Origin of the sequence: Streptomyces sp. NPDC096079 (assembly GCF_040303145.1) — a bacterium.
Taxonomy (GTDB): Bacteria; Actinomycetota; Actinomycetes; order Streptomycetales; family Streptomycetaceae; genus Streptomyces.
Map to the genome: position 1 here is coordinate 67,345 of NZ_JBEOST010000024.1, position 11,406 is coordinate 78,750.

Consider the following 11,406-nt stretch of genomic DNA (forward strand, 5'->3'; position numbering starts at 1 on the left):
CCCGATCCCGATGCCCGGCGCGAAAGGAAGTGGGCTGTGCGGCAGGACTTCTTCTTCGACTCCGCCGGAGAACGGCTGGCGGCGACGCGGACCACCGGGGCGGACGGGGCGGATCCGGAGATCCTGACCCTGCACGGTCTGGGCACGACCGCGACCCGGCACCGGGCGCGATACCTGCTCGACGCGTGGGCGGGCCACGGACACGGCTCGCTCACCTTCGACTTCTCCGGCAACGGCGACAGCAGCGGCGATCTCGAACGCTCCACCCTGCGCCGCCGCCGCGCCGAGACGCTCGCCGCGGCCGCCTGGCTCGGCGCCGACAGGCCGCCCGTGGTCGTCGGCACCAGCCTGGGCGCCCATCTCGCCGCGTGGACCGTGCGGGAGCTGCGCCCGCGCGCCCTGGTGCTGTTCTGCCCGGCGACCTACCCCGCGCACGCCGTCGACCTGCCCTTCGACGGCAGCCTGGTGCGCCCCGCCCGTCACCCCGACTCCCCCGCGTACGCCGCCCTGCGGGAATTCGACGGCGATCTGCTGATCTTCGGTGCACGGCAGGACCAGGTGTGCGCACCCGAGGTCGTCGAGGGGTACCTCGACAACGCCCGCCGCGCCCGGTCCGCGGAGGTCGTGTGGTTCGAGGGCTGCGACCACTTCGTGCACCGCTGGCTGCCCGACCGGGTGCCCGAGCGGGAGCAGACGGTCCGGGCCGTGCTGCGCCTGCTCGCCGCCTGACGCCCCCGTCCTGCCCGGACCCCCGGGCCCCCGTCCCGTCCGCGCCCCACCCGCTCCCGTACCTCAGGAGGCTCATCGTCATGGCCGTGCAGAACGAGCGGAACCTGCTCAAACGACGCGACATCGACGCCCTCAAGACGGTCGAGTCCGCATTCCACTCCGGCCCTCTCGCGGATCTCCTCGCGTCCGCCCCGGAACTGGAACGCCGCCCCGACCTGACGCGGGAGGAGTTCGAGCGGGAGTACCGCTTCCCGGGCCGTCCCGTCGTGCTGGAGGGGTACGCCGCCGACTGGCCCTCGGTCCGCGCGTGGTCGTTCCGGAACCTCGCCGAGCGATGCGCGGACGTCCCGGTCGTGGTCGACAGCTACAGCAGCGCCGCGGCGCGCAGGACCACCTTCGGGGCGTTCGTCGACCTCCTGGAGGAGAACACCGGCAGCGGCGCGGCCCCCCTCTACCTGCAGGAGTGGTACTACCAGACCACCGCTCCCCACCTCGCGGCGGACATGCCCGAACTGGACATCGCCCAGTACGACTTCCGCCGGGACCTCTACGGCGAGGCCGCGTCGACCAACCACCAGCTGTGGATCGGCCAGCGGGGCGGCATCACGCGCCTGCACCAGGACGCGTACTCCGTCGACGTCATGCACGCGCAGATCGTCGGTGAGAAGCTCTGGCACGTCATGGGGCCCGGTGCCGAGCTCCTGCCCGGACCCGGCGGCGAGCCCGACCTGGACGCGCTGTGCGCCGCCCCCGAGACCCGGCTGACGCGTTTCGTCCTGCGCCCCGGCGATGTGCTGTACCTGCCCGCGCTGTGGTTCCACCGCATCGAGCTCCTCGGCGACTCCATCGGACTCGGCCGCAAGTGCCTCGACGAGGCCAACCTCCGTGCCCACGTCCGCCAGCGCATCGGCGAACTCCTCGCGCTCGCCCTCAATCCGGACGAACTGCGCGTGACCCACTCGGAGCTGTTCGACGTCGTCGTCGCGCGGGCCAGGGCACTCGCCGACCGGATGGACATCGACCTGTCCCGCCTGCGTCAGTGAGGTACAAAGAGCCCATGAGGCAGCAGCACATCATGCTGGTCGGAGGCCGGGGCCACGAGATCCCCAAGGCGGCGGCGCTGGGCCTGCGCCACTCGATGGTCCAGAGCCCCGAGCGGGCGAGCGAGGAACAGGCGGCGGCCGCCGCACGGTACGCCGTCCTCGACTACCGCGATCTCGACGCGCTCCTCCCCGTGGTCCGGGCCTGGCACCGGGAGGACCCCTTCGACGCCGTGCTCTCCTTCACCGAGTACGGCCTGGAGCCCGCGTCCCGGGTCGCGCGGGACCTCGGCGTCGCCGGGGAGAACCTGGCCGCCGTCCTCGCCACCCGTGACAAGACCAGGACCCGCGCACTGCTCGACCGGCACGGGCTGAGCCCGGTGCGCCACCGGGTGTGCGCCACCGAAGCGGACGCGGCCGACTTCCTGGCCGAGCTCGACGGGCGGCCCCTCGTCCTCAAGCCCCCCTCGGGGGGTCTCAGCGAAGGCGTCTACGTCGTCGAGTCGGGGCGCCGGCTCGCTGAACGATGGGCCTGGACCTCGGCCGTGGCCGGCCCGGAACCGGTGCTCGCCGAGGAGTACCTGTCCGGGCCCGAGTACAGCGTGGAGTCGGTCTCCCGGCACGGTGTCCACGAGGTCGTCATGGTCACCGAGAAGCTCACCACCGGTTTCCCGGGCTTCGTGGAACTCGGCCACCAGGTCCCCGCCCGCCTCGATGCCGGCGACCTGGAGGCGATCGAGAAGCTCATCCTGGAGTTCCTCGACGTCATCGGCCAGAAGACCGGCCCGGTCCACAGCGAACTGCGCCTCACCACGCACGGCCCCCGCCTGATCGAAGCCCAGACCCGCGTCGGCGGCGACCAGATCTGGGAGATGTGCGAAACCGTCAGCGGAGTCGACCAGATCACCGAGACCATGTGCGCCCTGCTCGGCCTTCCCGACCCGCCGCGCGTGCCCCGCGCCCCCGCGGCCGCCATCCGTTTCTTCTCCCAGGAGAACGTCCGCGTCCGGCACGTCGACGGCCTCTCCGAAGCCCGGTCGGCACCCGGCGTCATCCGGGCGGTGTGCACGCTGCGCCCGGACCAGGACCTCGGCCCGCTGCTGTCCTCCGACTCCCGGCAGGGATACGTGCTCTGCACCGGCGACAGCACGCAGGACGCCGTGGCCAAGGCCGAGGCGGCACGGGACCTCGTCCGGGTCGACTCCGTGCCGCTCGCCGCGGGCACCGGCGCGGCAGGGCGCCCGTGAGCGCCCCGGAAGCACGACGTCCCGGAGGGACCATGCGCGTTCTCGTCATCGGCACCAACAGGGTGTGTCACGACCGGCTGCGCGACCTGGGGCACGAGATGGTGCTCTTCGTCCCCCGCGGCCGGGCCCGGCGCGAGGACGCCGTCGGTCCGTACGCCCACGTGGTGATCCTCGACGACGAGGCAGGCGCGGATCTGTGGGCCGAGACGGCCGAGGTCCTGCACCGGCGATACCCCTTCGACGCGGTGGCCGCCTACAACGAGCACACCTACCCCCTCGTGCGGGCCGTCAGCGAGCGGCTGGGCATCCCCACCACGGTCGACGTCGAGCTGTTCCACCGGGTCGTGGACAAGTCGCGGATGCGGCGGATTCTCGACGACCACGCGATCCCCAGCTGCCGTTTCGTCCTCGCACGCGGCCGCCGGGCCGTCCTCGACGCCGTCGAGGAGATCGGCCTGCCCTGCATCGTGAAACCCGTGGACACCGAAGGCAGCCTGGGGGTGTCCCGCATCGCCACCGCGCAGGACGTCGAAGCGGCACTGCGCCGGGTCGGTCCCCACCACATCGACAGGGGGGTGGTCGTCGAGGAGTTCCTCGACGGCGACGAGTTCAGCGTCGAGGCGCTGTCGACGGGCGGCCGCCACCGCATCGTCGCGGTCACCCGCAAGTTCACCGACCCGGTGACCTTCGTCTCGCGGGGCCACGTGATCCCCGCCCCCCTCACCACCGAGGAGCACGCCGCCGTGACGGCGTACGTCACCCGTGTCCTCGACGCGTTCGGCTTCCACGACTGTCCCTCGCACACCGAGGTCATGCTGACGGAGAACGGCCCGCGGATCATCGAGATGCACAACCGGATCGGCGGCGACGCGATCATGGACCTCGTCCGCCTCTCCACCGGGGTGGACATGTACGACCTCGTCGCACGGCAGAGCATCGGCGAGGACATCGGTGCGCTGCTGCCCGAGGACATCGTCCACGCACGCAGTGCCGCCGCCTGGTACGCGGCACCCTCCGGCCCCCCGACACTCACCCTGCTGGAAGTCCAGGGAATCGAACGGGCCCGTGGCCTCCCCCAGGTCCGGGCCGTCACGCTCCTGAGGGAACCGGGAAGCCCCCAGCCCACCGTCCGGCACAACTTCGACCGCTCCGGCCGGGTCCTCGCCGTCGGCGACTCACCCCAGGAAGCACTCCACCACGCCCGCAGCGCGACCGGCATGCTGCGCTTCGTCTACGGCTGAACCTCCACGAGGAGCCGTCCGATCGAGTGCGCGGCCCGGTGCCGGTCACCGGCCTCTCGGTGATCGAGATCTGACGGCGTGCGCGCGGTGTGCGCCGGCGCTCGTGGCGAGAATCGGCCTGTCCGCCGACGGCGGATCAAGGCCTTGAACCCGCGCTCGTTCTCGGGACACCCTTCTTGGCGGCGGTCTCCCCGAGGTCGCGGGTAGTGCCGCCGCGCCGGGCAGCGGGAGACCGATCAGATGGGAGAGGTCCGCATGACCACCCGTACTCCGCAGGAACTCGCCGTCCCCGTGCGAGGAGGCGACCTCGCCGTGACCCGCTGGCCCGGCGAAGGGCCCGCGGTCATCGCCCTGCACGGCATCACGGGCAACAGCCTGTCCTTCGGCGCCGTCGCCGAGCAGCTCGACGACATCGACCTGTACGCCCCGGACCTGCGCGGCAGGGCCGGCAGCGCACGTCTGCCGGCTCCCTACGGCATCCCCGCGCACGTCGACGACGTCGTCGCCCTCCTCGATCACCTGGGCCTGCGTCAGGCGCTGCTCGTCGGCCACTCCCTGGGGGCCTTCACCACCGCGGTGGCCGCCGCGCGGCACCCGGACCGCTTCCCGCGCGTGGTCCTCGTCGACGGCGGCCTCGGATTCCCGATACCGGGCGGCGCGGACATCGACGCGGTGATCGAGTCGGTCATCGGCCCGGCGATGCGCCGGCTCAGGACGACCTTCCCGGACGGCGACGCGTACCACGCGCTCTTCCGTGAGCACCCGGCCTTCACGGCGCACTGGGGCCCGCACATACAGGCATACGTGGACCGCGACCTGACCGGCGAGCCCCCCGAGATGCGCAGCAGCTGTGTCCTGGACGCGGTGCGTGCCGACGGCGCGGGCCCCATCGGCGACCCCGAGACGCTGGCCGCCATCCACCGGCCGGAGGTGCGCGGCACCATGCTGTGGGCGGAGCGAGGAGTGATGGACGAGCCTCAGGGGCTCTACGACGAGGGGCGTCTGGCCGCAGGCGGCCTCTCCCCGGACCGGCTCACCATCCGCCGGGTCGACGACACCAACCACTACACGATCCTGTTCGCGGAGCACGCGACGGCGGCCATCGCGGAGACGGTGCGCGAGGAGTTGAAACTGATGTAGCACCGGACCCGATGCGGCACACCGGGCCGAGCGTGCGTCCGATCCCTGGAGCGGGACACATCCGGGCCGGTGTGCGACCGGCGTCACCACGCCCGTCGACCTGCAGAAGGGTTGTTTCGAAGGTCTGATCCTGTGGCGGACGGTGTCGGTGTGGACACGCACCGCTGTCAGACATCACACTCGCCTCAGCCCCTTGACGGGGAATCGGAATCGGGACGGAGGCGCAATGCTTCGGCGCACGATCCAACTGACCCTCGCGGTTGTCATGACCATGATTGCAATGCTGGGTGGGATGCTGTCCACGGCCGGATCCGCCCAGGCCGACGAGTGCTACACCTGGGGCCGCACCCTGTCCGAGGGCATGTCGGGCTCCGACGTGACGCAGCTGCAGATCCGCGTGGCCGGACACGCGGCGTACGGCGAGGTCATCGCCGTCGACGGCGCGTTCGGCCCGGCCACGAAGGCCGCCGTGACCCGCTTCCAGCAGGCGTACGGTCTGCCCGCGGACGGCATAGCGGGGTCCCAGACGTTCAGCAGGATCTACGCCCTGCAGGACCCGGACTGCACCCCCGTCCACTTCACCTACGCCGAACTGAACAAGTGCAACTCCGACTGGTCCGGCGGCGCGGTCAGCGCCACGACGGCCAAGGCCAACGGCCTGCGGACCATGTGGAAGCTGGAGGCCATGCGGCACGCCCTGGGTGACGTGCCGCTGACCGTGACCAGTGGATTCCGCTCGTACGCCTGCAACAGCGCGGTGGGCGGCGCCTCGAACAGCCGGCACCTGTACGGTGACGCCGCCGACCTGACCGGCAGCCCGTCGCTCTGCACGCTGGCCCAGCGGGCCCGCTACCACGGCTTCGGCGGCATCTTCGGCCCCGGCTACCCCGACCACGGCGACCACACCCACGTGGACGGACGCACCAGCCGATCCTGGTCCGCGCCCAACTGCGGCGTCTGACCCGTACGGACGCCTCGGGCAGCGGGCTCTCTCCGCCGGACCGGCTCGGGCCCGGGGGCGAGAGCCCGCACCTGCCCGCGAGGCACGAGGCACGAGGCCGACAACGCTCCGGCCCTCCGATTACGGGCGCCACTCCTCCCCGGCCCGAACAGACCTGCCCCACCCACCCCTCTCACCCCTCCCCCATCGAGTAGGAGTGCCCTGATGTCCTCCCGCATCCCCCGGCGCGTCCGTGCCGGAACGGCCACGCTGGCGGTGCTCGCCGGTATCGGGGCGTTCTCCGCGTCCGGATCCGCCACGGCCGCCCCCTCGCCCGGGGCCGCCCGGCAGACCGTCACCTACCACGGCTACCGCATCGAGGTCCCCGCCGACTGGCACGTCGTCGATCTGGCCGAAAGCCCGCAGGCCTGCCTCCGATTCGACCGACCCGCCGTCTACCTGGGCGAGCCCGCCGAGCAGAGCGACTGCCCCGCCCACCTCGTGGGCCGTACGGCAGGCATCATCGTGGAGCCCCTCACCGCGCGCTCCGCCGAGCACGCGTCGGCGGCGACCGTACGGGCCCCGCGCGGCAAGGCGACCGCTCCGACCGCCACGTCCGGCAACGACACCATCCAGATCGCGGTCGAGGACGCCGGCGTACTCGTCACCGCCGCCCACACCCCGGCGACCGAGAGTCTGGTGCGGGACGTCCTGGCCTCGGCCGCACTCACCCCGAGTGCCCAGCGCACCGAGCTGCCCCGCGCGGCCCAGCGGCCCGACGCCACCGCCCTGACCGCGGCCGCGCCGCAACCCGGCAGCTACCTGGGCAAGGGCTTCGACACCTGCGCCGCACCCTCCCAGGCGGCCATGAACGCCTGGCGGGCCGGCTCGCCGTACCGCGCCGTCGGCGTCTACATCAGCGGCTCCTTCCGCGGCTGCGCCCAGCCGAATCTGACCGCGAACTGGGTGACCAGCCAGACCGGCAACGGCTGGCGGCTGATCCCCATCGACGTCGGCCGCCAGGCCCCGTGCACGAGCTTCTCCCTGAAGATGTCCGCCGACCCCGCCACGGCCAGGTCCCAGGGCGTCACAGCGGCGGCCGCCGCCCTCACCGCCGCGGCGAACCTCGGCATCCCCGCGGGCAGCGCCGTCTACAGCGACATCGAGGGATACGCCTCCACGGCCTCCTGCAAGGCGGCCGTGCTGTCGTACCTGTCCGGTTGGACCGAGCGGCTGCACAGCGGCGGCTATCTGTCGGGCTTCTACTCCAGCGCGTCCTCCGGCATCAAGGACGCCGCGAGCGAGTACGGCAACAGCGCCTACACGCGGGTCGACCACATCTTCTACGGCTGGTGGAACGGCACCGCGGACACCAGCACCGGTTCCTACGTTCCGTCCACCTCCTGGGCCGGCCACCAGCGCATCCACCAGTACGCGGGCGAGGCCACCGAGTCCTACGGCGGCTACTCGATCACCATCGACCGCGACTACCTGGACGTGGGCACCGGCACACAGCCCGCACCCGACTGCACGGAGACGAACCTCGACTTCAGCGCGTACCCCACCGTCCAGAACGGCTCGACCGGCGACCAGGTCAAGGCGGCCCAGTGCCTGCTCGAAGCCGCCGGACATGACCCGGGCACCCCGGACGGGACGTTCGGGGCCGCCACGACCACCGCCGCCCGGAACTTCCAGAGCGGCACAGGGCTCACCGCGGACGGAGTGATCGGGCCGAAGACCTGGACCGCCCTGCTGTCCCGAGGAGCCACCCCCCTCGTCCGGAGCGGCTCGACGGGAGAGGCCGTCACCCGACTCCAGCGTGCCCTGACCGCCGCGCTCGGCCGGACGGTGGCCGTCGACGGCGCCTTCGGTCCGGGCACCGACCAGGCCGTACGCGACTACCAGTCCGCACGCGCCCTGACCGTCGACGGCATCGTCGGCTCCGGCACCTGGGACGCCCTCCTGTCGGGACGGTGAGGTCACTCCCTGCCGTGGCGGTCGGGGCCCGTGCTCAGCTCCTGCGGGCGCGGGCTCTCCGCACGAACAGGCCGGCCGCGGCGCCGACGAGCGCGAACCCGGCCAGACCGGCCACGGTCCACCCGACCGTACGGCCCTCCCCGTCGCCCGCCGGGCTTGCGGAGGGAGACGACGGCACGGGCGCCGGCGCGGACGGGACCGGAGCGGCAGACGCGGCGGACGTCGTGCGGACCGGAGCGGGGGTGGTGGGGGTGCGGGTGGGGCGCGTGCCGGGCGGTGACGGATCGACAGCAGGGACCGAGATCTCCCCCACTCCATGACCGAGGGCGGGGAAGCCCACGTCGACGCTGACCTTCCACGTGCCGGGGGTGAGGACCTCTGCGGTGCTCCAGCCCGTCCGTGTGCCGGGGTCGCGGACCAGCGGCCACGGGCCCAGGGAACGAGACCCGTCGGGGCTGGTCGCGTTGACCGTGGCGGCGACGGCCTCGTCGACGGCGTCCCCGTCGTTCTCCCAGGTGATCTCCGTCGTGACGTGGCCGTCTCGCTGGCCGGTCACCACCACCTCGACGGTGTCGCCGTGGGCCTGGGCGGTGGCCGGCACGGCCAGGGCCTGGACGAAGAGCATGAGCAGGAGGCCGAGGCCCTTGCCGGCGGGGAAGGCACGGTGTCTACGCATCGTTGCAGTGCTCCTGGTACGAGGGTGCTGTGCGGTGGCGCCGGTGAACGGCCGCGGTGGCCGTTCACCGGCGCTGGGGGCGACCCGGACAGTCGCCGTCGGGGTTCAGGCCGAGGTCAGGAGAGCTTCTGGACCGTCCACGCCTGTGTCGCACCACCGTCGGTGCGCTGCAGGTCGAGCAGCCAGCTCCCGTAGTACGGGCGGTTGCTCACCGACAGGGCGTAGTCGCCGCTCGGTTCGGTCACGGTGACCGCTCCGCCGCGGCTGGACAGCTTCCACCTCTGCGTGGCGACGTCGCCGCACGTCTGCTGGGCGATCCACATGCCCCGAGCGGGGGCTCCGCCCGTCTGCAGGCACTTGCCCGAGACGGCGGAGCGGATGCGGACGAGTCCGCTGCCCGCGTCGTCGAACAGCCACTGCTGCTGGGCGTAGCCCGTGGCCCGCGCCCCGACGAGCACCGTGCTGTCGGCGGAGCGCCCGCCCCAGATCTCCGCGGCCATGCCGGTGCCCGCGTTGCCGAGGGTGTAGCGGGCGCCGGGGGTGGTCGCGCCGCCGCCCGCCTCTGCCGTACGGAAGGTGGTCGTCGGACCGGCCCCGCTGTCACGGCCGGACCGGTCACGGACCGAGACGGCGACCCGGTAGGCGGTGCCGGGCTGGAGGTTGTAGATCCGCAGCGCCTGCGACTGCACCCAGGTGAGGTGCCTGCCGTTCAGCAGGACCTGGTACCAGGTGGCGTCGGCGACCCGGGGCCAGCTCACGACGACGGCCGTCGACTGGACCTGACCGGCCGTCACCGCCGGGCCGCCGGTGGGCTGCCTGGTGGGCGTCGGGGTCGGGGTGGGCGTCGGGGTCGGCGTAGGGGTCGGTGTCGGCGTCGGGCTGGGGTCCGGTCCGGGTCCCGGGCCGCCCCCGGACCGCATCAGGAACTGGTTGTCGGCGATGTTCCAGTGCGTGGCCAGATAGCTGCCGGCCCTGGGGTTGGTGTGGAAGTAGTCGTCGTGGTTGCAGTCCAGGATGTTCTCGGCCGCCTGGTTGGAGCACACGTACCGCATCTGGGGGTAGTACGGGGTGTCCGAGTAGCACATGACGTCGTACTCGTCCGTGCAGTGGGCCCCGCGACTGGTGTTGGGCGCGCTGTTGTTGACCGCACCGAGGTTGTGCCCCAGTTCGTGCGCGGCGGTGTGGCCTCCCCAGCAGCCGGCGTCGGTACGTCCGTAGGAGGGACCGAAGTTGCTCTGGTTGGTCTGGCCGGGCCGCTCGTCACCGGCGAAGGTGCCGATGCCGCAGTAGACCTTGGCGTCCGCGAAGATCATGTACTTGCGGTCGCGACGGTTGAGGCCCTTGTCGGCCAGTGCCTTGTTGGTGGCGCTGAACTCGGCGAGAGCGGAGGCCGGAAGCTCGATGTCGAGCACGGTCGGCGTGCAGTCGGCCGCGGTGACGTAGCGGATGTGCCGCACACCGCCGGTCTCCTTGGCGCTCGTCGCGTAGATGAGGTCGGCGTCGGCAGCCCACTTGCGGAACGAGGCGACGTACTCGGCGTACCGGTCGCGGTCGGGTCCGTGCACGTACACGACCTGCACGCGATTGCCGGTGCTGCCGTCACCGTCGCACGGGACGGTCTGACCCGCGGGACCCGCTGCGACGGCCTGACTTCCCGACGTCGCGGCCGGCTCCGGGGCCGCCGCGGCCGCGGTCCTCGCCCCGGAGGCGTCGGCCGCGGGCGCGTCCTGCGGGCGTCCGGCCTCGGGCACCTTGGCCTTCACGGCCGGAGCCACGTCCGCCTTGATGTCCACACCCTTGGGCGGAGCGTCGGGGCCATGGGTGCACAGTCCGGTGTCGGTGCGGTAGACGCCCACACAACGGTCACCCTTGTCGGCCGCCTCGAGCCCGTCGTAGACCATGCCCCGCCGGGTGTCGTTGGCGGGCTCCCCGATGACGGGCTCCGGCTCCTCGTCCCTGGCCGGCGCGGCGGCCGGCGCGAGGGGTGTCTTCGCGGACCCGGCCTGCACGGGCATGCCCGCTACGGGCGTCCCCGCCTGAGCGTCACCCCCTATGCCGGCGTAGGCGATGCCTGCCGCGATGACCGCGGCTGACGCCACGGCGACGGTGGCGAGCATCAACCCCCTGGGCTTGCGTCTGTGTTCACGCTTCCTGCGATGTCCTGTCATGCGCACCTCAAATCCTTGGTCGGAGGAGTGGGTGGCGGAAGCCTGCCAGACACGCACGGTGGAGAATTCGGGCAAACGGGAATGGCCGTCGAGATATCAGACCGTTACCTCCCGGATGGATCTGATGAACACTCAACCCCTTGAAGAAGAACGGGAGTTGAGGACATCCACGCGAAAGGTCCAGGCCTTTCCGGGAATCTCGTTACCGAATCGAGATATGCAGGTCGAGCCTGTTGACGGTAATTCAG

9 protein-coding genes are annotated in these 11,406 nt (G+C 72.1%); 7 read left to right on the plus strand and 2 right to left on the minus strand.

Annotated features, from left to right (window positions below):
• Positions 1–36: 36 nt before the first annotated feature.
• The 7 genes from ABTY59_RS32515 (at position 37) to ABTY59_RS32545 (ending at position 8,314) form a co-directional block, all read left to right on the plus strand.
• Entirely contained in the window at positions 37–729 is a 693-nt protein-coding gene (locus tag ABTY59_RS32515) for an alpha/beta hydrolase (protein ID WP_352022690.1), read from the plus strand.
• Positions 730–809: 80 nt separating this feature from the next.
• Positions 810–1,772 carry a cupin-like domain-containing protein gene (locus ABTY59_RS32520; protein WP_352022691.1) on the plus strand — a complete coding sequence of 321 codons (963 nt, stop codon included), beginning with the start codon at positions 810–812 and terminating at the stop codon, positions 1,770–1,772.
• Between the two features lie 14 nt (positions 1,773–1,786).
• A complete protein-coding gene (locus ABTY59_RS32525; RefSeq protein ID WP_352022692.1) occupies positions 1,787–3,016 on the plus strand; it encodes an ATP-grasp domain-containing protein in 1,230 nt (409 codons plus the stop codon).
• Between the two features lie 32 nt (positions 3,017–3,048).
• The gene (locus tag ABTY59_RS32530; RefSeq protein ID WP_352022693.1) at positions 3,049–4,257 is read left to right on the plus strand and encodes an ATP-grasp domain-containing protein; all 1,209 of its coding nucleotides are present in this window, start codon (positions 3,049–3,051) and stop codon (positions 4,255–4,257) included.
• Positions 4,258–4,512: 255 nt separating this feature from the next.
• Complete coding sequence (locus ABTY59_RS32535) at positions 4,513–5,397, plus strand: alpha/beta fold hydrolase (RefSeq protein WP_352022694.1); 885 nt, start codon at positions 4,513–4,515, stop codon at positions 5,395–5,397.
• Positions 5,398–5,623: 226 nt separating this feature from the next.
• Positions 5,624–6,358 carry a D-Ala-D-Ala carboxypeptidase family metallohydrolase gene (locus tag ABTY59_RS32540; protein WP_352022695.1) on the plus strand — a complete coding sequence of 245 codons (735 nt, stop codon included), beginning with the start codon at positions 5,624–5,626 and terminating at the stop codon, positions 6,356–6,358.
• 204 nt (positions 6,359–6,562) lie between these two features.
• Complete coding sequence (locus ABTY59_RS32545; protein ID WP_352022696.1) at positions 6,563–8,314, plus strand: glycoside hydrolase domain-containing protein; 1,752 nt, start codon at positions 6,563–6,565, stop codon at positions 8,312–8,314.
• A gap of 34 nt (positions 8,315–8,348) precedes the next feature.
• Here the strand turns inward: ABTY59_RS32545 and ABTY59_RS32550 are convergent, their stop codons facing one another.
• Together ABTY59_RS32550 and ABTY59_RS32555 are read right to left on the minus strand one after the other, a co-directional pair.
• Complete coding sequence (locus ABTY59_RS32550; protein WP_352022697.1) at positions 8,349–8,990, minus strand: hypothetical protein; 642 nt, start codon at positions 8,988–8,990, stop codon at positions 8,349–8,351.
• A 116-nt stretch (positions 8,991–9,106) separates the two neighbouring features.
• On the minus strand, positions 9,107–11,107 hold the full coding sequence (locus ABTY59_RS32555) for an RICIN domain-containing protein (protein WP_352022698.1): 2,001 nt from the start codon (positions 11,105–11,107) through the stop codon (positions 9,107–9,109).
• Between the last annotated feature and the right edge of the window lie 299 nt (positions 11,108–11,406).

What these genes read in the sequence shown, in the direction of transcription:
- ABTY59_RS32520 (WP_352022691.1), top strand. Translation starts at nt 810, where the DNA reads ATGGCCGTGCAGAACGAGCGGAACCTGCTCAAACGACGCGACATCGAC.
- ABTY59_RS32525 (WP_352022692.1), top strand. Translation starts at nt 1,787, where the DNA reads ATGAGGCAGCAGCACATCATGCTGGTCGGAGGCCGGGGCCACGAGATC.
- ABTY59_RS32530 (WP_352022693.1), top strand. Translation starts at nt 3,049, where the DNA reads ATGCGCGTTCTCGTCATCGGCACCAACAGGGTGTGTCACGACCGGCTG.
- ABTY59_RS32535 (WP_352022694.1), top strand. Translation starts at nt 4,513, where the DNA reads ATGACCACCCGTACTCCGCAGGAACTCGCCGTCCCCGTGCGAGGAGGC.
- ABTY59_RS32540 (WP_352022695.1), top strand. Translation starts at nt 5,624, where the DNA reads ATGCTTCGGCGCACGATCCAACTGACCCTCGCGGTTGTCATGACCATG.
- ABTY59_RS32545 (WP_352022696.1), top strand. Translation starts at nt 6,563, where the DNA reads ATGTCCTCCCGCATCCCCCGGCGCGTCCGTGCCGGAACGGCCACGCTG.
- ABTY59_RS32550 (WP_352022697.1), bottom strand. Translation starts at nt 8,990, where the DNA reads ATGCGTAGACACCGTGCCTTCCCCGCCGGCAAGGGCCTCGGCCTCCTG.
- ABTY59_RS32555 (WP_352022698.1), bottom strand. Translation starts at nt 11,107, where the DNA reads ATGCTCGCCACCGTCGCCGTGGCGTCAGCCGCGGTCATCGCGGCAGGC.